15 protein-coding genes are annotated in these 22,361 nt (G+C 39.5%); 7 read left to right on the top strand and 8 right to left on the bottom strand.

Annotation, left to right across the window (positions count from 1 at the left end; all coding sequences use genetic code 11):
• Positions 1 to 79 precede the first annotated feature (79 nt).
• Complete coding sequence (locus tag ACUR5C_RS04305) at positions 80 to 1,822, bottom strand: monovalent cation:proton antiporter-2 (CPA2) family protein (RefSeq protein WP_454467129.1); 1,743 nt, start codon at positions 1,820 to 1,822, stop codon at positions 80 to 82.
• 201 nt (positions 1,823 to 2,023) lie between these two features.
• Here ACUR5C_RS04305 and ACUR5C_RS04300 point away from each other — a divergent pair, with 201 nt between their 5' ends.
• The 3 genes from ACUR5C_RS04300 to ACUR5C_RS04290 all read left to right on the top strand — a co-directional run bounded on the left by ACUR5C_RS04300 (position 2,024) and on the right by ACUR5C_RS04290 (position 8,514).
• Entirely contained in the window at positions 2,024 to 4,195 is a 2,172-nt protein-coding gene (locus ACUR5C_RS04300; RefSeq protein WP_454467128.1) for a prolyl oligopeptidase family serine peptidase, read from the top strand.
• A gap of 238 nt (positions 4,196 to 4,433) precedes the next feature.
• A complete protein-coding gene (locus ACUR5C_RS04295) occupies positions 4,434 to 6,098 on the top strand; it encodes a VRR-NUC domain-containing protein (RefSeq protein ID WP_454467127.1) in 1,665 nt (554 codons plus the stop codon).
• Entirely contained in the window at positions 6,088 to 8,514 is a 2,427-nt protein-coding gene (locus ACUR5C_RS04290) for an ATP-dependent DNA helicase (RefSeq protein WP_454467126.1), read from the top strand. The genes ACUR5C_RS04295 and ACUR5C_RS04290 overlap by 11 nt, the downstream gene beginning before the upstream one ends.
• A gap of 18 nt (positions 8,515 to 8,532) precedes the next feature.
• Here the strand turns inward: ACUR5C_RS04290 and ACUR5C_RS04285 are convergent, their stop codons facing one another.
• From ACUR5C_RS04285 to ACUR5C_RS04270, 4 genes are all read right to left on the bottom strand, one after another.
• Complete coding sequence (locus tag ACUR5C_RS04285) at positions 8,533 to 9,129, bottom strand: hypothetical protein (RefSeq protein WP_454467125.1); 597 nt, start codon at positions 9,127 to 9,129, stop codon at positions 8,533 to 8,535.
• Entirely contained in the window at positions 9,129 to 9,686 is a 558-nt protein-coding gene (locus ACUR5C_RS04280) for a hypothetical protein (protein WP_454467124.1), read from the bottom strand. The genes ACUR5C_RS04285 and ACUR5C_RS04280 overlap by 1 nt, the downstream gene beginning before the upstream one ends.
• A gap of 47 nt (positions 9,687 to 9,733) precedes the next feature.
• On the bottom strand, positions 9,734 to 10,273 hold the full coding sequence (locus tag ACUR5C_RS04275; protein WP_454467123.1) for a TFIIB-type zinc ribbon-containing protein: 540 nt from the start codon (positions 10,271 to 10,273) through the stop codon (positions 9,734 to 9,736).
• Between the two features lie 160 nt (positions 10,274 to 10,433).
• Complete coding sequence (locus ACUR5C_RS04270; RefSeq protein ID WP_454467122.1) at positions 10,434 to 11,135, bottom strand: putative porin; 702 nt, start codon at positions 11,133 to 11,135, stop codon at positions 10,434 to 10,436.
• A 352-nt stretch (positions 11,136 to 11,487) separates the two neighbouring features.
• Here ACUR5C_RS04270 and rimO point away from each other — a divergent pair, with 352 nt between their 5' ends.
• From rimO to ACUR5C_RS04255, 3 genes are all read left to right on the top strand, one after another.
• Complete coding sequence (gene rimO, locus ACUR5C_RS04265) at positions 11,488 to 12,906, top strand: 30S ribosomal protein S12 methylthiotransferase RimO (protein WP_454467121.1); 1,419 nt, start codon at positions 11,488 to 11,490, stop codon at positions 12,904 to 12,906.
• A gap of 17 nt (positions 12,907 to 12,923) precedes the next feature.
• A complete protein-coding gene (locus ACUR5C_RS04260; protein WP_454467120.1) occupies positions 12,924 to 14,435 on the top strand; it encodes a B12-binding domain-containing radical SAM protein in 1,512 nt (503 codons plus the stop codon).
• Between the two features lie 127 nt (positions 14,436 to 14,562).
• Positions 14,563 to 15,882 carry a hypothetical protein gene (locus tag ACUR5C_RS04255; protein WP_454467119.1) on the top strand — a complete coding sequence of 440 codons (1,320 nt, stop codon included), beginning with the start codon at positions 14,563 to 14,565 and terminating at the stop codon, positions 15,880 to 15,882.
• A 481-nt stretch (positions 15,883 to 16,363) separates the two neighbouring features.
• Here ACUR5C_RS04255 and ACUR5C_RS04250 read toward each other — a convergent pair whose 3' ends face one another.
• The gene (locus ACUR5C_RS04250; protein ID WP_454467118.1) at positions 16,364 to 17,623 is read right to left on the bottom strand and encodes a DUF2130 domain-containing protein; all 1,260 of its coding nucleotides are present in this window, start codon (positions 17,621 to 17,623) and stop codon (positions 16,364 to 16,366) included.
• Positions 17,624 to 17,806: 183 nt separating this feature from the next.
• Between ACUR5C_RS04250 and ACUR5C_RS04245 the strand changes: the two genes are divergently transcribed.
• Complete coding sequence (locus ACUR5C_RS04245) at positions 17,807 to 18,691, top strand: helix-turn-helix transcriptional regulator (protein WP_454467117.1); 885 nt, start codon at positions 17,807 to 17,809, stop codon at positions 18,689 to 18,691.
• A gap of 63 nt (positions 18,692 to 18,754) precedes the next feature.
• Here ACUR5C_RS04245 and bamJ read toward each other — a convergent pair whose 3' ends face one another.
• Both bamJ and ACUR5C_RS04235 read right to left on the bottom strand, forming a co-directional pair.
• On the bottom strand, positions 18,755 to 19,375 hold the full coding sequence (gene bamJ / locus ACUR5C_RS04240) for a BamJ family beta-barrel-assembly machinery protein (RefSeq protein WP_454467116.1): 621 nt from the start codon (positions 19,373 to 19,375) through the stop codon (positions 18,755 to 18,757).
• Positions 19,376 to 19,835: 460 nt separating this feature from the next.
• Positions 19,836 to 22,241: an alpha/beta hydrolase family protein gene (locus ACUR5C_RS04235; RefSeq protein WP_454467115.1), complete on the bottom strand. Its 2,406-nt coding sequence runs from the start codon at positions 22,239 to 22,241 to the stop codon at positions 19,836 to 19,838.
• Positions 22,242 to 22,361 lie beyond the last annotated feature (120 nt).

Raw genomic sequence — 22,361 nt, 5'->3', positions numbered from 1 at the left:
TTATATTCTTAAGCATACGGCAAATTATAACTCTAGCGACGCTCTGCCAACGCAAGTTTTTAGAATATATTCAACCTAGCTAATTTTGATCTTGCTCAAAAAGCCGCTCTAGGTCAGCTCGACCTTTTTTACCGATATCAATCAGTTTGTCTATATCATCGCGATGCGCGTAAGAGTGCTCGAGCATTGCTATGTCATGGCTTTCAAACTCATCGACGGTCTTTAACGCCTCACCAGAGCTAAACCCTAGCAAACTTAAAGTAGACGCAGCAGCTTCTAAACTACTTTTAAACACTTCTCGGGTGACGCTATGTGCGCCACAAGAGCGCAACGCCCAGTAGGCAGCCCGATTTCTAGCTCTGGCAATCACTTTAATTTCTGGAAAATGCTTAACCACCAAATGAGTAATTTTCTCGGTAATTTCAATACTATCAGTGGCAACTAAAATCACTTTAGTTTTTTCAATGCCGGCAGCTTTTAGAACATCCAGACGACTCGCATCACCAAAATGAACTTTATTACCAAACTGTTTTACAAACTCAATATGTTCCGCATCTTTATCGAGAGCAATAAAAGGAATGTTGTTAGCTGCTAAAATGCGACCAGTAGTTTGCCCAAAGCGGCCAAACCCGGCAATCATGACTTCTGGGTTTTCATGTAAATCGGCTACGGGGGCATCTTCCGATATCACTTTAGTTGAAGGCTTAACGCGGCCAGCAATTGCTACTAAAGGTGAAGTTAGCGCCATAGACACACCAACAATCAAGCTAACAAAGTTAGCCGTCTCTGCACCAAGCACGCCGCCGTCGCTTGCAAGGTTCATAACAACAAAAGCAAACTCTCCACCTTGGCTTAGCATTAGCCCCATTTGAATGCCTGCCTGCCATTGAATACCCGATATTCTTAAAAGCCCCGCAATAATCAAACATTTTGCCAACATTAGAGCCAACCCAAGTCCTAAAATAGTCAGTGGGTATTGAATAAAACTCGCGAGATCGAGAGTCATGCCGATGGCGATGAAAAACAAACCTAAAGTTAACCCTTTAAATGGCTCTATATCGGTTTCTAGCTGGTGTCTAAAGCTAGAGTTAGCCAGCATGATTCCCGCGATAAATGCGCCCATTCCCATAGACAAACCAGCTTGTTCCATTAAATAAGCAGCCCCTACGACTATTAACAAACTGCTCGCAGTCATGCTCTCTCTGCTACCGTAGCGAGACACCATTTTTAACAGCGGATTAATTGCGTATCGCCCAATCACTAATAAGCCCAAAACGCCGATAATCCCAAGCCACCAGGGATGCTGTGCGCTAGATTGATTGACCGAAAAAGATTGTACTAATACTAAAACAGGAATAACTGCCAAGTCTTGTAATAGCAAAATGGCAAAGCCACGTCGGCCAACAGGCGATGCGAGCATGCCTTTTTCGGCCATCAACTGAATGGCAAATGCGGTTGATGATAAAGCTAGCGCTAGACCAATGACCAAGCCTGTATTCATTGACGCGTCAATTAGTAAGATGACGCCAGCGCCAATAACTAGCGCACAGATGAGTAACTGAGCTAAACCTAAACCAAATATATGGCGACGCATAAGCCACAATTTTTCTGGACTTAACTCTAGCCCAATCACAAACAATAACAGGACAACACCAATTTCAGAAAAGTGTAAAACCACTTTGGGATCGTCGATTAGATCGAATCCAAATGGCCCCATAAGTAACCCCGCCACTAAGTACCCTAAAATAGCGCCTAATCTAATTTTGCGAAACACTGGCACAGCGATAACCACTGCGATCAGAAAAAACAGTAATGTACTCAAAGGGTTAGCACCTTGTCTTCAAAGCGAATAATAGATAGTTTGTACAGCAATAGGTGAATAAATACAATAGATTCTAGCTAATAGTGTTATTAGGCAACGTGCAGTGATTTTGATACACTATCTCACTTTGGGACAATCGAACCAGTCTAAATAAGGTTCGACCACAAATTTTTTATAAAACCAATAAATTGAGACTTTAAAATGAGAATTGTGACTTCAATAATTGCGGCATGCTTAGTTTCTGGCTGCTCGTTAGATACACCAGAAGTAGAACAAGAACAGAGCGCGCCTGCTATCGCTATGGATAATCAGGTAAATCCAGTTAAATACCCTAAAACAAAGCAGATTGAGGTTAGCGACAATTACTTTGGGCATAAAGTAAAGGATCCTTATCGCTGGCTAGAAGATGATCGCAGCCTAGAAACCGGAGAGTGGGTTAAAGCTCAAAACGAAGTTACTTTTGACTATTTAGAAAAAATTCCCTACCGAGACAAAATCAAGCAACGCTTAGAAGCTTTATGGAACTACGAAAGAACCAGTGCACCATTTGTTGAAGGGAAATACACTTATTTTTATAAAAATAACGGCCTACAAAACCAAAGCGTGGTTTATCGACAACAAGGCGACGCGGAAGCTGAAGTATTTTTAGACCCAAATCAGTTTAGTGAAGATGGTACAACCTCATTATCAACTTTAAGTTTTTCTAAAGATGGCAGTATTGCCGCCTATGCGATTTCTGAAGGTGGAAGCGATTGGAGAAAAGTGATAATCATTGACGCCGAAACTAAGCAAGTTTTAGAAGAACCGCTAGTCGATGTTAAGTTTTCGGGGATTTCCTGGAAAGGCAATGAAGGGTTTTATTACTCGAGCTACGACAAACCTAAAGGAAGCGAGCTTTCAGCAAAAACCGATCAGCACAAACTTTATTATCATAAACTCGGTCAACAGCAAAAAGATGATGAGCTAATTTTTGGCGGTACTGAAGCGCAAAAACATCGATACGTTTCTGGTCAGGTAACAGAAGATGATCGCTATTTAATAATTTCAGGTGCGGTTTCTACTTCAGGTAACGATCTATTTATAAAAGATTTGACTAAATCAAATGCTGAGTTAGTCACAATATTAGATCACACCGAAACGGATACCTATGTTTTAGAAAACGTAGGCAGCCAGTTATTTTTAGTAACCAATCATAACGCACCGAATAAAAAAGTTGTTACGGTCGACGCAAGTGACCCTAAGCCAGAAAACTGGGTCGATTTTATTCCTGAAACTAAACATGTGTTAAATGCTTCAACCGGCGGCGGCTATTTTTTCGCCGAATATATGGTTGATGCCTTATCTAAGATAGAGCAATATGACTATCAAGGTAAAAAAGTAAGAGACATCGAACTACCTGGCCCAGGCAGTGCAAGCAGCCTTTCGGGCAAAGCTGACGCAGAAACTCTTTACTACACTTTTACCAATTACAAAATGCCCTCCACAATTTTTGCTTTTAACGTAAAGCAAGGGAAGTCTAGTGTTTATAAAGCATCTGGCGCTAACTTTAATAGCGACTTGTATGAGTCTAAGCAGGTGTTTTACCCATCTAAAGATGGCACCAAAGTTCCTATGATTATCACCTATAAAAAAGGTACGCCCCTTAATGGCAAAAACCCGACGTTACTTTATGGTTACGGTGGGTTTAATGTCAGTTTAACGCCACAATTTAAAGTCACTACTGCCGTATGGTTAGAGCAAGGCGGTATTTATGCTGTGGCTAATTTGCGTGGTGGTGGTGAATATGGTGCAGATTGGCACAAAGCAGGCACTCAGCTTAATAAACAAAATGTTTTTGATGATTTTATTGCTGCAGCCGAATACTTAATTTCTAAAAATTATACTTCGAGCAATTATTTGGCAATTCAAGGCGGATCAAATGGCGGTTTATTGGTTGGCGCGGTAATGACACAACGCCCAGAGCTAATTAAAGTTGCACTTCCTGCCGTAGGCGTTCTGGATATGCTGCGTTACCATACTTTTACCGCAGGAGCTGGATGGGCCTATGACTATGGAACCGCTGAGCAGAGCGAAGCGATGTTCAACTATTTATTAAGTTATTCTCCCGTACATAATGTAAAAGCTGGCACCCAATACCCTGCTACGTTAATTACTACAGGAGACCATGATGATCGTGTTGTACCCGCTCACTCATTTAAGTTTGCTGCTGAGCTACAAGCTAAACAAGCAGGAAATGCGCCTACTTTAATCAGAATAGAAACAAATGCTGGGCATGGTGCAGGCACCCCTGTTGCAAAAACCATCCAACAGTACGCTGATATCTTCGGCTTTACTTTATATAACATGGGCATAGAGTCAGTTAACTTTAACTAGCCCAACTTTTAATTAAGATCTCGATAAACCTCTACTAGTTTAAGCGTTTCTATAACAATTGAGCTAGTAGAGCACTGACCATTTAACCGGCAGTTTTGTTTTTGCCGCCGTAAAATACTTCACATTAATAGTCTTTTACAATCCCCCCTAAAACGCAGTAGACTCAACTAACCAAATTATTTCGACTCGAGTAATTTCGAGTTTAATCTATTTAAAATACGAATCGCCATTAAACAATATGCCAGTAGAGCTAGCAAAAGGATATTACTTAGATAATTTTTTTGAAATTATTGAGCATGTATATAAACATTATTCCGATCTGCTGAATAAGCAAGAACAAACTTTCTATCACCAATTTAAGTCTCTGCCGCTTAGTGCCCAATATCTTTATGTGCGCATGCTCACCCGCAAAGGAGAATACTTTCGTGCGGATAAACTCTCGTATGATGAAGTCACTTGCGCGCAGGCTGCACTAGCGAGCCTTAAAGAACTCAACTTTATTCAAAAGCCCCAGTCGACTGATTTTGTAAACCTAGTCGCATTATTTACTAAACAAGAATGGTTAAAACTCTTAAGTAATTTACCCGATTTTGCTGATAAATTAGCAGCATTAAGACCGTTAAAGCGCGCTGAATTAGATAGTTTTCTAGTTAACCTAGAAAAGCCTCAGCGTATTTTTAGTCATATTCTAAAACCGGTGATTAAATTACGCCACCAAGATGTGTTTAGCACCTATAAATTATTGTTTTTTGGCAATTTACATCAAGATCTTACTGACTTTGTTCTACGTGACTTAGCGCTTAACTGCTACGAAAACTACAGCATTGACAAACAGACTCGCCTGTTTGAGTCTCGTGAAAAAATTGATAGCTATTTAGCCTATTATCAAACTCTAGATTTGCTAAATGACAAGGCATTACAGTCAGTACCTTTATTGCTGGATATTTATAAGTTATTGCCGAAAAACACTCACCAAGACGACACCTTAAAAAGAAGGCTTGAACGGGCATACATAAAAATTGCGCGCCAACTAGAGCGACTAGAAGCGCTTGATCATGCGTTATTAATTTATCAAGAGTGTACGCTCGAGCCAGCAACAGAAAGAACAATAAGAATACTGGCAAAACAGAATAAAATTAAACAGGCGCTTAGCTACTGCCAAAAAATTATCGCCGAATCAATGCATGAAAGTGAGCGAGACTTTGCTCAAGGCTTTGCTTACAGACTCGCTCGCAAACACCATATTGACTGGCAAAAGCCAAAATCTTATCAACCGAAAGTTCAGGTTATTCAACTGAGCCCTTCAGGAATGGGTGTAGAAATTGACACCGCTAATTACTTTAATAACCAAGGCGGTCACTGTTTTTATTGCGAAAATAGCCTTTTCCCAGGGCTGTTTACGCTCTGCTATTGGCAAGTGATTTACGCTCCGATAAAAGGCGCTTTTACCCACCCTTTTCAATCGAGACCGCATGATTTTTATGAGAATAATTTTTTTGATAAACGCAGCGCTTTTCATGGGGCTGTCAATACCATGATGGTCGATTTAAAGAAGTATCGGCGTCAGTTGCTTAGTTTACTAGCGCAACAACAAGCCATTATTTCACCACTATTTAACCCTAAACTTCTCGCTCCCGAGTTACTAGATTTAGCTTTAAAAACAATCCCTAACCAAGATTGGCAGTTAATTTTTAACCGCTTAAAGCAGGATCTTAAAGCCAACCGTAGCGGCTTTCCCGATCTAATAAACTTCACGCCAAACGGAGGTTATCAATTAATCGAAGTAAAAGGCCCTGGCGATAAACTACAAAAGAATCAGATTCGCTGGATGAGCTACTTTAAGCAACACAATATACCTCATCAGGTAGTCAATGTTGAATGGCTAAGCGAAAATGAAAGTTAAATTAAGCGTCAACGAACTTGTAAACTTTAGTGCGCGCACGGGTGATCTATTCTCGGAAGCAAGCTTTGGACCTAGCGCACTTGAAGGCATTAGAGGTCATCAGCTTTTACAATCACAGCGTGGCGCTAATTGGCAACAGGAAGTCACACTTAAATATAGATTTAAACATGAAACAACCAGTGTCGATTTAAAAGGTCGGTTAGACTTACTTAAAATAACGCCCAACGGGGCCATTATAGAAGAAATAAAAACGACTTACTTAGAGCATGAACAAATTCCATTAGCTAAAAAACAACTTCACTTAGCTCAAGCTAAAGTCTATGGATGCTTATATTATTTATCTTTAACGGACCAACAGCAAAGCGAGTTAGCTTTAGATAATTATACTATTCGTACCAGTTGGTTTAATTTAACGACCAATTCAAACCACTATGAAGACGTGTATTGTAGCGGCAGTGAGCTACTTAGCTTTACGCAAAGCTTAATCGCCACCTATTGCGATTGGTACTTAGCTCACCAAAAACAAATTAAGTTATTAAAAACTAGCGCAAATCAACTTCAATTTCCATTTGAGCACTACCGCGAAGACCAGCATCTATTTGCGCGAAATGTTTATCTAAGTATTAAAAATAAGTCACAACTACTTGTTAGCGCACCAACCGGTTCAGGAAAAACCATCGCGACCATTTTTCCCGCACTTAAAGCGATAGGTACGGGCCTAGCGGAGCAAGTTGTCTACTTAACAGCTAAACAACTAACCGGTCAAGCTGCGGAGAGTTTATTAAAAAAGCTATCAGCTCAGCTCGATATAATGTATTTAACGCTTCAAGCAAAAGATAAACTTTGCCCTTGCCGCTCGGCTGATAGAGACGAGCAATTAGACTGTATACAAGAAGATGGGCGTTGCAATAGAACCATAGGATTTTTCGACCGTTTGCCCCAAGCCAGAATCACCGCGCTAAACAAAAAACAGTTAGATGCAAAAACTATTCGCGAAATAGCGGACAATTACCAGTTATGCCCATTTGAACTAAGCCTTCAGTTAATTCCATGGTTTCCCTTTGTAATATGTGACTATAACTATGTTTTTGACCCAATGGTTAAACTAGCAACATTTGACTCGTCGAGTGGTAAACGTGTTTTTCTTATTGATGAAATTCATAACCTGCTAGAACGCTCTCGCGACATGTACTCAGCATCATTAGATACAAACCAACTAAATTATTTCCGCAAAAAATTAATTAAGCACAAACAGCTAGTACTTTGCATTTCAAAATTAGCCAACGCAATCTCACAAGCCTGCCAAAACGGCAGCCAACCAGCTTCACCACCAAAAAACATATCACAGTCACTTGAAGCGTTACTCGAAGCAGTTGCGATGAGCCAAGTTAATTCTGGATTTGGTGCACAGGTTACACAGCAGGAGTATGCGGGAATCACAGACTGGCTTAAGCAGCTTTATTGCTACTATACAATCACTCAACTCTACTCCGGCTCACATAGAATTATTACTAACCAGTTTGTGAGCCAAGATAAGCCACAAACTCAAGCCCAACCAAATGGCAACTCTCTACCAAGACAACCAGAAGCTAATAGTGAAATTGAATTACGCTGCCTAGATGCTAGCGAATTTTTAAACAAAAGACTCAAACTCGCGGCTAGCAGTATTGGCTTTTCGGCGACTCTACACCCGCTCGATTTTTATAAGCAACTCCTTGGATTTAACCCAGCGACTACAACCGCTAGGGTAACAACAAGCTTTCCTCAATCAAACCAATTAACGCTGCATTGTAATTTTGTTGATACTCGATGGAACCAAAGAGAAAACTCTAAATCTCGGCTATGCGAGCTTTTAGCTAATATTATCCAGCAAAAATCTGGAAAGTATTTAATCTTTTTTCCTTCTTATACCTATATGCTCGATGTCTACCAAAGCTTTACTCAGCTGTTTCCAAAAGCTAATTGCATAATACAAAATAAAGCGAGCGATACCGCACAGAGAAAAGCATTTCTGGATCACTTTTTTAACCAAACAGAAGCCGTTTTAGGCTTTGCTATCTTAGGAGGAATTTTTGCAGAGGGCATTGATTATCATGGTGATAAATTAGATGGCGCTATAATAATAGGTACGGGAATGCCATCACCCAGTTTGCAAAATCAGCTCATGCAGACTCACTTTGATAATTTAGGTTACAATGGATTTCAATATACATTTCAATTCCCAGGTTTTACTCGAGTATTGCAAACAGCGGGTAGGGTTATTCGTTCAGAGCGAGATAGAGGTGTAGTCATCTTAGTTGACCCTCGCTTTGCCAGAGCCGACTATCAGGCTCTAATGCCGCCTCATTGGCAGCTTAAACAATGTGATAATATTGAGCGGCTTGTTGAGCAGCTCAAGTTGTTTTGGAATACTTAAATGATTTAGTCAATGACTTTAGTAACCTTGGCGATCAAACTCATTCATATTTTCTAACAGCAAATACACGCTCTGCTCTACAGACTCTCGATTATTAGCCTCTGATAATTGCCTTAAACTATCGACTATGGCAATCCACCACCGCATATGTACTGCACTCAATTGCGCAGCAACCGGAATCATGTCGCGTGCGAGCGCTATGGTATTAATACTCTCTCGCTTTAATGAGGTCATACTGCGCAAATTTAAGCGATTGTCTTGCAACTCTTGCATAAACCGATTGACGATTGATAAATCTTGCTCTAACACAAGCGTATCGGTTGGCTCTGCATTAGGAGAAAGAAAGGCAATATCTAAATTAGACAAAATTCCACGTAATCCGCCGCGCAAACTTAACCATAATTCTTTACGTCTTGCGCGTTCGCGCGAAGACTGAATTAATGAAATTAATCCGACTAAAAAGAACCCCTCTAAACAAAACCCAATAATTTCAGGTACTAAATTATCATGGAAAGGACCACTAATATTGGGGTTAATAAAATAAAGATAAAAACCGATACCACTAAAGCCAAATACCGCTAGCGGTGCAATTAAAAGCATTCTGCTAGAATTCATTAGGCGTCTCCACTTTTCTCAGTAGCCAGTGCACTAATCACCTTGCCAATTTTTTCAGCTTCTACCTTTGATAAGTCGAGCGGTAAGTTTTGCACAAATACAGTGATATCTTCGCGCAACGGAATAGAAAAAATATTTGCTTCTTTTTGCACATTGCTTAATGTGATTTCTTCGAGAGCTTTTTCCTCAAACGAAACTTCTTTTTCGCTGGCTTGGTAACGCTTATCTTTTCTAATGGTATCACCACCAATAGAGAAAAAAGACTGAGGATTGTCGAGCCACGCTAAGTAGTCGACTAAAGCAGCATTCATGCGTTTAACATAAAGCTCTAAAACTTCTGGACGAATACTACTATCGTGTAATTTATGAAAGCGACTACTGAGCTGTTCTACATTAATCTTACGTATATCCTCCCTTTCACTATCGCTTAACTCAGCGGATAGCTGCTCTACTGCATTCAGACGACTTTTTGCTACTGCAGGGTTGAGTAACCCTTCGATAGTTGATTGACGCATAAAATCGATTAGCTTTTGGTAAGTATAATCTTCTGCAGACATATTTAGCCCTAGTTTTAGTTTTTAATTGGATGGCACTCTATTAAACATTAGTCATGGTTGATATAAAAAATGATGTCGGCTTTGTTCGGGTGGTCTTTTAACCAGTCGCGCAATTGGTCAGACTTTTCGAGATCTTGAGGAGACAAAATTTTAGCAAAACGCTGCCGGCGAATTTCGTCAGAAACATCTTTTCTTACCTGACTTTGCCACTGCTCGCTAAATACTAAAGGTATTTCCTTGCTTAACTCTAATGCCTTTAACAGTTCCCACTCACCGCCATCTAGCCAAGCTTCATCACATGACTGACACAGATCCAAACGATTACTGGAACAACCAGAAATACGGTACTTTTGCATAATTTTTGCGCACTTAGGACAAGATAATGCAGCCGCTGTATCTTCGCTATCTAAACCTTTTAATAGTGCGACATCTGGCGCATTATGCAAACTGCCAGTACGCTCTACCCAATCACGATAATATAATAATGAAACACTGGCCCCTTGACACTTTACGCAACCCATTGCTAGCAATCCATCTTCTAACTTAGTAGGTTTTAACTCAATATTTTGGCACTTTGGACAACGCACTAATTCTTACTCCTTCATTGTTTTACCTAGATTAGTGACCTATGCAACAAGACTCAACTAGTTTTTGCAAATTATAAAAAATTTACAATAAAAAAGCCGCAATTATTATTGCGGCTTTTAACTTAGCAAATAAGCTCTTTTATACTAATGAGCCAACATTTTAGAACCTTGCAGTTAATCCTATTGAAGTTGTGTCGCCAAAATCGGTTGAATCGTAACCTACTTTAAGTGCGATACTTGGGCTGAAAAAGTGTTGGAAGTTAACCCCATAATCATAACCTTCTGCATCAGATAATGACACACCAGCGCTGGTTTGCGGGTTGAAATAAAAATCACCGGCCAAATGAATGTCATTGTCTGCATCATCGATACTCGCTTCAACATTAAAGAACTGTCCCCCGCCTAACTCGCCTACATACTTAGTTTTTAGAAAGATTGGGCTGCTACTTTCATCACTCGCTTGTACTGATACTAACCAGTTTTTAGCAACAAAGTACCCCAGCTCACCAACTAAAACGGTTTCGCTCCCTTGACCATCAGCCTTGATATTGACGGCACCGATCGAAGCATATAGATTATTGCTTGCGTCCCCCATAAACTCACCCATGATTCCAATAGCGCTGGCATCGCCATCAAAATCAGTATAAGAAGCAGCTACATTACTATTTCTACCAGTAAATGCAGCTTCTGCCCAAGGAGTACTATTCGTGCTTACCGAGTCAAAATAGTAGCTTCCAGCTAAATTAATGACTTGATTCCCTTCGCTATCAAAAAGATCTAAATCAACTTGAGACTGGTAGTTATCAGCCAAAACAGAACCCGATAGTACCGCTAAACCTAGAATCAACGCTGTCTTTTTCATTGTATATCCTCTACAGTTTTTTACTAATTACGTTTAATAAAATTTACTTTATGTTGGCTAGAAAACTAAAACTGATTAGTTAGCTAACTTGCGGCCAGTTTAATTGAATTTTTATGAACTGAAACTTAACCAATTGTAAAAATATGTAGGCGTTATAATAATTAATTACATTTACTCTCAAAATAAATTTTAAAGCGCACTAAAAGCGTAAATCTACCGATAAAAGCTCACCAAACAAACAACAGGAGACTGATGCCTTAGCGCATTGATTGGTTGATTTTTAACCTGACCTAACCGGATAAATCAGGTATAATCCGCCAACTTTTTTGCCGTAAACCTAAACTAGGCCGCTATGACAGTCGAGAAATTTGACCCCAAACAAACCACAACTTTAGATATCCCAAGAAAAACCTTAGCTGATAATGCTAAAAAAACTAGCAAAATCAACACTCAAGGAAACTCAAAGGTAGGTTTTGTTAGCTTAGGCTGCCCTAAAAACTTAGTCGATTCTGAACGAATATTGACCCAGTTAAGAACCGAAGGCTACGATGTGGTGCCAAGTTATGACGATGCAGAACTTGTAATCGTTAATACCTGTGGATTTATAGACAGCGCGGTGCAAGAGTCACTCGATACGATTGGTGAAGCACTTGCAGAAAACGGTAAAGTGCTAGTTACCGGCTGTTTAGGCAAAAAAGAAGACGAAATTAAAGAAATTCACCCGAGTGTGCTTGGCATTACCGGCCCGCATGCCTACGAAGAAGTATTAAAGCAAGTTCATCAACATGTAGAAAAGCCTAAACATGATCCATTTATCAACTTAGTTCCAGATCATGGTATTAAGCTGACCCCGAAGCACTTTGCTTACTTAAAAATATCTGAAGGCTGCAACCATCGCTGCACCTTTTGTATTATTCCTTCAATGCGCGGTAATTTAGACTCGCGCCCAATCGGCGACGTGTTAAGCGAAGCAAAACGATTAGTCAATGCCGGTGTAAAAGAACTGCTGGTTATTTCTCAAGATACTTCAGCTTATGGCGTCGATACTAAATACCGCATGGGCTTTTGGGAAGGTATGCCAGTAAAAACTCGCATGCTAGAACTGTGTGAACAACTTGGAAAAATGGGAGTATGGGTTAGACTGCATTATGTTTACCCCTATCCTCACGTTGACAATATTATTCCGCTAATGGCAGAAGGAAAAATTCTTCCCTATTTAGATATTCCTTTTCAACATGCCAGCCCTCGCATTCTCAAACTAATGAAACGCCCAGGTAATATTGACAAAACATTAGAGCGCATACATCAATGGCGTGAAATTTGTCCAGAATTAGTGATTCGTTCTACTTTTATCGTTGGCTTCCCTGGAGAGACAGATGCTGAATTTGAAGAACTATTAGAGTTCCTGCGCGAAGCAAAGCTGGATCGTGTGGGATGCTTTAAATACTCGCCGGTCGAAGGCGCGACTGCAAATGACTTACCTAACCCAGTGAGTGAAGCTATAAAAGAGCAACGATTAGAAAAATTTATGGCAGTACAAGCAGAAATAAGTGCACTAAAACTCAAACAGAAAATTGGCAATGAATACCAAATTCTCATTGATGAAGTCACCAGTGACGGAGCAATAGGACGCACCTACGCAGACGCGCCAGAAATTGATGGCGTAGTTCATTTAACCGATGAATTTGACGTAAAACCCGGCGACAAAGTTTGGGTACAAATCATTCACTCCGATGAACATGATTTGTGGGGTGTGAAAGTCGACGAATAATCGACAGAGCAGACATCATGGCTAAAATTTTACTTTCAACTCTCAATGCTAAATATATTCACGCTAGTTTAGGTTTGCGCTACTTATATGCTAACTTAGGTGAGCTTCAGAATGAATGTAGTATTAAAGAGTTTACAATCAATACTCGAGCTATCGATATTGTAGAACAAATACTTTTAGAAGAGCCTAAGATTGTCGGCTTCGGTGTATATATTTGGAATGTAGTGGAAACTGCAGCGGTGATTAGTCAACTTAAAACTGTCGCACCGGACATCATAATAATTCTAGGCGGCCCAGAAGTTAGCTATGAAACAGAAGAACAAAGTATTGTCGCGTTTGCAGATTACATTCTTACCGGCGCAGCCGACTTAACATTTAGAAAACTTTGCTATGACATATTGAGTCACAATGCGCCTGAGAATAAGATTTTAAGGTCAAAGCCAGTAGAGCTCAAAGACTTAGAAATGCCTTATCAATATTATACCGATGAAGACCTGAAGCATCGTCTCCTATACGTAGAGGCATCTCGGGGTTGCCCCTTTAAATGTGAATTTTGCCTTTCAGCATTAGATACCAATGCTTACCCTTTTGAACAGCAGCGGTTTCTTAAGGAGATGGATGTACTTTACCAACGCGGCGCTCGTAATTTTAAATTTGTCGACCGAACATTCAACCTTAAAATTAGCAATACTTTAGAAATAATGAACTTTTTTTTAGAGCGCATGGACGAGGATTTATTTTTGCACTTTGAGGTGATCCCTGATCATCTTCCAGAAAAACTAAAACAAACCTTAGTCAAGTTTCCGGCTGGCAGCTTGCAGTTTGAAGTTGGCATACAAACATTTAACAAAGCCGTTCAAGCGAATATTAGCCGACGCCAAAAAAATGATAAATCTAAAGAGAATTTAATTTGGTTAAAAAATAATACCACCGCACATATTCATGCAGATCTAATTTTTGGACTACCCGGTGAAACCTTGGCAACATTTGAGGAAAGCTTTGACCAACTATATGCTTGTGGCCCGCATGAAATACAAATGGGTATTTTAAAGCGCTTAAGAGGCAGTCCAATTATTCGCCACACCGAGGCATTCAAACTCCGCTTCAATCCATTGCCTCCTTATAATATTTTAAGTAATAGCACGACAGACTTTATTACTTTACAAAGAGTTAACCGGTTTGCTCGGTATTGGGATATGGTTGGAAATTCTGGCCGATTTAAACAAACCTTAGCGCATTTATTAGGCAACCGACCATTTCATGATTTCCTCAAGATTACCGACTGGATTTTTGCTAAAACCGGACAGACTCACCAAATTAACTTGAAGAAACTTTACGAATACGTTGCTCAAGCGGTTGCCGAGCTTTTTCCAGAACGACACCACAAAGTAGTGACTAGCTTAGAAGTCGATTACGCAAATTCAAAGCTAAAAGGGAACTTTAAAGGGCTCACGCTTGTCTCAGATAAAGTTAAAACAAGTGATTCTCAAACGAAACGCTCGTTACGACAACAGCGCCATTTAGGTTAAATTTAACCAATTAAAACTATTTTGCTTAGCACAGCGACATAAGCAATATGTCGCCAATAATACTTTAGCCACACTACAACTAAAAGACGAACCAAGGTTGTAATAATAAAATTTAAAGATCATAACTATGCGTTTATCTCAACAGTTTATTCAACCATTAGTTAAAGCACCTGCAACCCTTATTAATATAAAAGCTAAGTCATTCACTTGGATGCTAGCTTATTTAATTGCTGGGTTAGTGATTTTTTCATTATTTGGCTGGCTTTTACTAGAAAACGAAATATATTTAAAAAACCTCCTCCTTGATTACTTGTTTCCACGTTCTTGGCATGAACTTTCAGAAGAGCTACTGCTATTCTTCTACGAATCACAAGCCAAAGCGGTACTTGGCAATATGATTATTGGCGCTTCTTTAGTTGTAGCATCAATTTTTTTATTTCCGATTAAAGAATATTTTTCTGCTGCATTTGAAAAAGAAGCTGGCTACGCAAACGGCCCAATTAAAGAGTTCCCTTTAATTAAACAAGCATGGGAAGAAACGCGGCTACTATTCTTTTATGTAACGGCTCAATCAGTCATTCTATGGATAGGATACTACCCTTACCCTTGGGCTAAAATTAGCTCACTGGTTTTAAGCTATTTTTTCCTATTTTTTACATTTGGCCTCGACTTTATTTCACCAACTCTGCAGCGCCACCGCTTAGACTATCCAATAATTTTAAAGGCTTTAATTAAACAACCTACTTTACTCTGCTTGTTTGGACTTTTGTATAGCTTGCCGAGTATCTTACTTGCCAAATGGATGTTTAGTTTACAAACTTTAAGCTTTATAGAAATAACTGTTTATTTATTTTTAGCGAATATGCTACTGCTTACAATGGCGATACCGGCAGGAACTCATATTGCAAGTATGCTAATTAAAGAAATAAGAGCAACGTCTCCTCCTTCTACCCGCTCAACAATGCTAAGTTTTATTTTTCTTGGCATGTTGCTAGTAAGCAGTGGATACTTACACATTAGTTTGGCAAAAAGCCTGCATCACAAAAGCCAGCTGCTAAAAGCAGAGTATACGATTGACTGGAATTCTTTTGACTATAAATTACCTAGCTTTAGTCAGTTTTTTAATGGTAAAGCACTAACCAATTTAAGCTTTGATTTAGAAATTCATAATCCAACCAAGTTTGACATTGTAATTGAAAAAAGCCAGATTCATATTGATAAGTTAGCCGTTAATATTGCCATTATCGACCTCAACGGCTTTTCCATACCTAGTGGCGAAACAAGACGAGTTAAACTCCAGCTTGACTCACTATCGGACTTAGGCAAGATAACAAATTTTAGAACTTTACTTGAAGACTGGCAGGTCAACCTATACTTGCAAGTTTGGCCAGGAATTCCTTTTATTTTGAATATTTATCAGTCTGATTCTGACTCTGACTCGGCTTAAATCTTTTACTTAAGAAGGTAAAGATTTTAAATATGGGTATAACCCTAGATAAGCTAAGTTAACCTAAGCTAAGCTAATTGTCTTGACTCTGATATGGCCTGACTTGCTCAATCGCAAGTTAAGACTTTACCTTACAATGCACGCCAAGTTCCGAGACGCTAATTCTGTAACAAAGCAGCATAGACACAGAAATTGTGAACGGTAAAATTTTCAAATAAAATCAGCCAATCGAAAAATCGACATTCTGGGCAATTAACATAATAAATGATTAGTTTTTTACACCATCCTGCACATGCTTTGTAAAACCAGCAGGATGAAAATAATGCCGCCATTGAATGAGAATTCGAGGAGCGGTACTGATTCTAAGGCTAGCGCTTTAATAACCTGCCCGACCAGGGGGCAGGTTTAATGAGGCATAGAATATCTAACTTACGACTGGTTCTTTTTTTGGTTTTTTATTTTTATCTAACAACATACCTTGTTAATTTTCTGGTAGCTCTAACAAGGGTAAACTTTTAACTGCCGTACCAGCAATACCCTGAACTGAGCTATACATTTCCGTGGTGTTGATTAAGACTTTTTCAATTTGTTTTTCACGCTTTTTCCACATGGCAGCCATAGAACGCTTTTCTTTAGTTAAGTCATCTTGCATTTGTGTAAATCCTTCTACTATGGCTTCAACTTGCATTCGAAACTCATTACCCGTTAAAAAGTCGTATAACATTGACATTTTATCGCCTTTGTTATCTTGAATAGCAATGGCCTGACTCATTCGAACCATTGAATCCCTTAACACCAAACTGAGCCCTTTGAACTCTTCAAAGCTGCAAATCCATATTCCTTCTTTTAAGCCCATTCGCTGCATATCACTTGGCATAGCTTCGGTAACTAACACACCAATATCAGCACCTTTTTCGCGAATGTCATTTTTAAATTTCTCAATCCAACTAGGAGAAAAATTTTGAGTACGCTTACTTTCATAGTAAATGCTGCCACAGTTTTTTCGGTTACGGGTATTAACAATTTGTAAACAGTCTGCCCCTCTTGCACCTTTTTTAATTTCGTCAATTATATCTAACGGAAATTGCTCTTGCAGCCATTGCTCTATGGCTAGCTCTTGCACTTCACCTTGGAGTTGCATAGAACCTTGTTCGGCTTTTCTTTTAGCGATGTCTAATTGATCTTTAAGCTGCTGAATCACTTTTTCTTTTTCAGCCAACCCCATTTGGCTGCGCTCCATTTCAGATTTTTGAATTTTTTCTCGCTCAATTTGCAGCTGCTGATTTAACCTGCGCTCGGCTTCTGCTTGAATACTATCTTTTAACTCATCTTTTTCACGCTTTAGTCTTTCAATATCAGATTTGGCTTTATTAAACTCTTTTAGCTGCTGTGACTTTTCGTTTAGCTCACTATGTAAACTACTTAATTGGTCGGCTTGTTCTTCCGCCAGCTGGGCTTTTAACTTTTGAGTCAATTCTGCTTGCTGCTGTTTTAATTTTGCCGCTACAGCCTCTTCTACCGCTTGCTGTTGGCTTTGTTTTAATCTTTCCAAAGTCGCTTTTTCATCAGCAAGATTTTTACGCTCTTGTTCAAAGGCCTGTTGCTGCTGTTTAGCTTGTGCTTCGTATTGACTGCGCAGTTCATCATCAAGTTTTTTTGCCAGAACTTGATTGACATCAATCAGTGTTTGGCATTTAGGACATTCAATTTGTGCGCTAGCATGGGATTGATGATCGCTCATAAAGCATCCTTTAAAATTAAAATAGTGGATAAAATTTAAACATTTTCGTCAATAGCGAATATCAGAGTTGTTTCTATTAGGTATCTTAGGTAGCCTTAGGTCACTTGTCCATAGTGATTATTCAAGTGTGTCGCTTTTTCAAGCAGACACAGCCGCTTGCTACTATTAAGAGTCGATATAAATATGCCAAAAGAAACTTCGCAAACAAACCAATGGCCCTACCGCTGGGATTTACTCTTAAAATATCGATTAATTGAAATACTGTCATTATGGGAAGGACGCCTCACCAGCAAAGCGCTTATGCAAGCGTTTGGAATAGGCAGGCAACAAGCAAGTAAACATATCAATCAATATATTAAAGAAGTCGCGCCTAACAATCTCGTTTACGATCAAGTTATAAAAGGCTACCGGCCAACTGCTGCGTTTAACAGCGTGGTAACTCAAGGCGATATTAATGAATACTTGCAGTTACTAAGCTTTCAACAAGATTTACTATCCAATATTCACTCTTTAGAACTCTCTCAAGCACAAACGGTAACTATTCAACCGCTCATTCGTAATATCGACCCAACATTCGTTCGCCCGATTATTCAGGCAGCAAAAGATAAAAAGCGCGTTGAAATTCAATATAGCTCCTTAACGCAGCCAGAACCTAGAGATCGCATGATAGCCCCTCACACGTTGGTGTTTAATGGCTACCGCTGGCATGTACGCGCATTTTGTGAAGAGTCGCTCCAATTTAAAGACTTTTTACTATCGAGAATGACCGACATCGCCGAGATTACTTTAGACGCGACTCTAACTGAGCAAGACGATACTGATTGGAATACTTTCGTCGACATTATCATTACGCCCGATCCTCGTCTATCCAACGCACAAAAAGTGATCATTGAAAAAGACTTTGCGATGCAGCAAGGACAGCTTGTTATTAATACACGCGCGACCTTAATTACTTACTATCTGCAATTACTAAGAATTGATACCGCAATGCCACACAGCAATCCTAAAGCACAACAAATTGTGCTTGCAAACCGCGAGAGCTTAAGTAAGTGGCTGCTTCCTGACTAAAATTTAAGAATAAAAAAAGGCGCTAATTTTAGCGCCTTTTTTATAGAATGTAGCTGTAACTAATTAAGCTACAATTTCCATTAATTCTACGTCAAAAACTAATGTTTGGTATGGCCCAATAGCAGCACCTGCGCCTTGCTCACCATAAGCTAAATGGTGCGGTACTGTTAAACGGTATTTAGATCCTACTGACATCATTTGCAATGCTTCAGTCCAACCTTTAATCACACCATTAACAGGGAACTCAGCAGGCTCACCGCGCTCATACGAGCTGTCGAATACCGTGCCATTGATAAGTGTTCCGTGATAATGAGTACGAACAGTAGAATTTTCGCTTGGCTTGTCGCCTGAACCTTCATTTAATACTTCAAACTGTAAGCCAGAATCCGTTACGGTTACTTCGTCTTTTTTAGCATTTTCGGCTAAAAAGGCTTCGCCTTCTGCAATTACCGCTTTAGAAAGTTCAGCTTGCTTAGCTTGCATAATTTTACTGATATGCTGAAAAGCTTCTTCCATTTCACTTTGACTTACAGGGCTCTCTTTAGCAGTGAAAGAATCGATAAGACCTTGTGCTACAGCATCAATATCAATGCCATCAAAAGGTTGATTTAATAACTGCATTCCCATGTTACGGCCAACACCATAACTCGCTTTAAGCTCAAAGCTTTCGTATGTTTTAGACATTGAATTACTCTATTTTCAAAAATGGAGCGGGAGTATACCACAATAACCAGACTAATCCGAGTCTGGCTAAGCGCTAGTTCTTTCTTGCCTGATAAAGCTGCCGCGATTTATCGCTAAAACGGTCCCAAGTTGTCATTAACGGAGGCTACAATAACCTGCTGGCACTGGGAAATGTATAGCTAACTGATTGATAAAATTGAGAAACTTTTAGATGAATAAAGTTTTCACGACTAGCGGCGCTTTACATTTCGGCTTGCATTTCGGCTTGCATTTCGGCTTGCATTTCGGCTTGCATTTCGGCTTAGATTTCGGCTTGCATTGCCGCTAATTAGCAAATGCGTTTTTAATTTGGTGGGCGGGTGAAGTTGCAGTCCAGCTAGCACTGCAACAGCGGCTTTTAGCTAAGCAAAAACAGTTAATTATTAACAACTTGCTTGTTAAAGCCGCCGGCAGCGCAGAATTACTGGGACTTACTCTTTAGGTGCTTTTCCAGCCACTGATCTTGCTCCCACAACAAGTGAAGAATACTTTCCTTAGCTCGGTAACCGTGACTTTCCTTTGGTAACATCACTAGCCTTACAGGAGCACCTAATCCTTTCAAGGCATTAAAATATCGCTCGCTTTGTAATGGATAAGTACCAGAGTTGTTATCTGCTTCGCCATGAATTAGTAATAAGGGTGTTTTCATTTTATCAGCGTGCATAAATGGCGACATCGCATTGTATACTTGAGGCGCTTCCCAATAGCTACGCTCCTCACTTTGAAATCCAAAGGGTGTTAGCGTTCTGTTGTATGCACCACTACGCGCAATTCCGGCAGCAAATAAATTAGAGTGTGACAATAAGTTTGCCACCATAAAAGCGCCGTAACTGTGTCCACCAACAGCGACTTTTGTCGGATCGATATAGCCGAGCGCATCAACCGCATTAATTGCCGCTTGAGCATTAGCGACTAATTGATCTCTAAAAGAGTCATTGGGTTCTTCATTGCCTTCACCGACAATTGGAAATGCGGCATCGTCGAGTACTACGTAACCTTTGGTTACCCAATAAATCGGCGATCCATAATAAGGGTAAGTAAACTCATTGGGGTTTTGAGTATTTTGAGCGGCACTGGATTTATCTTTAAACTCTCGCGGATAAGCCCATAAAATCATTGGGTATTTTTTTCCTGCCTCATAATTAACCGGCAAATAAAGCGTGCCCGATAAATCCAACCCGTCCTTACGTTGATAATTAATGACTTTTTTAGTCACATTTTGAATGCTTTTAAACGGGTTTTCAAAGTCAGTTATTTGAGTAACTTTATTCGTTGCTAAATTTCTTAAAAAATAATTAGGATAATCACTTTTCGACTCAATCCTAACGAATAGCTGTTGTTTTTCAATGCTAAAATCGCGAAGCGTTTCTAGCTTATTAGTTAAGTTTGATTGATAAACTCGCTGACTTTGCTTAGTCGATAAATCAAACTCATCAAGAAATGGAAATTGGCCTTTTTCACTATAACCATCACCGAGTAAGTAAGCTTTAGTTTTGGCTATTGCTAGCACTGAACGACCCAATTGATTTCGCTGCATCACAAAGTCACCAGGATCACTATATCTATCTTGGTAGCTTCTATCATTAAATGGCACTACCTTATCTTTCGGACTTGCAGGATTAATTAAATAGCTTTTCGTATTTCGGTTATTCCACCAATAATCTTCAACTATTGCGTAATTATCATTTCCCCAAAGTACTCTATACAATCGGTTGATAGTTTTTACTAAGCGTGTACCTTCCCCCTTAAATGGTGCATTTAACATGATTAGTTCATCACGATAGCTAACTTCATTTGCCGGATCGCCATTATCAAGCGCTTGGGTATAGACTAAGCTCGCTGGTTTATCGTCTCTCCAACCAATATTACGCGGCCCTTTTCTAACCGCCATAAAACCTTTAGGCAAATCCTCAATTAAAGGAACGTCAGCAATCTGACTAATTTTTTTTCCTTTATGGCTGTATACATTAACCGTCATTGGAAAGCGATAATAAGGAACAAGGTAAGAAAAAGGTTTTTTGTGTTCAGTTACCAAGACATACTTTCCGTTTGGCGAAATTGATACATCGGCATACATACCTGCAGCAAGCCATTCAGTAGCCTTACCTTTTAAATCAACACGATATATTTTTGCTTTGGCTAATTGCTCAAAATTAAACTCATCGGTTTTATTTTTAAGGAGATCTTGATAAGTTCTATTTTGCGCTTTTTTTCCATCACTTACCGAAATTGTAGGACCTGTGGGAATAGCAGCTTTAGCATCAATAAGTGCTTTACGTTTTTTAGGAAGCGCTTTCACCAGCAATGACTGACTATCGGCAAACCAATTTATTACATCACGCATATTGGCATTTAAATTTAATTTCGATAGCTGTCTTGCTGTCGCTTTTGGTATGTCAATTAACCAAAGCTCCAGGCCTGAATCGCTAGTATGAGTCATTGCCATATATTGCTGGTTTGGAGACCATTGAAAATTAGTTAAACGCGGCTTAGCTGGCAAACCACTAATAGCAAGGGTTTGTTTTGTGGCAATTTTTTGGATTTTTACATCATTGTAATAAGTAACCCGACTACCAATATTCGTTTGCGGATCAATTCTTAATCCCGCTAGTCGCATTTCCTGTTTAGATAGTGTTTCTATTGATTTATAAGTGTCTCGCGACAGCAACAGCATATTTTTCTGTGCATCATCAACCAATGTAGTTGGTGCAAGCTTCACATCAACCAGTTCTAAAATTTCTTGAGATGGCTTTTGATATAAAACCGAGTCTTGGGCGTAGACCCCGCTAGTAAAAAATAACAGACAAGCAAGCCACAGATTCTTCATTTGAATACCCTTTAGTAAGCGGATTATTATTGTTAGCTGAATTATATTTTTAGTTTTATCAATAAGCGGCAGTGATTGCTTAGACTAAAAACACGTTTAGCATTGTTTGCTTTTTCAACT

The sequence above is a fragment of the Aliikangiella aequoris genome (assembly GCF_053709105.1).
This window is presented reverse-complemented; position numbering and strand designations above follow the sequence as displayed.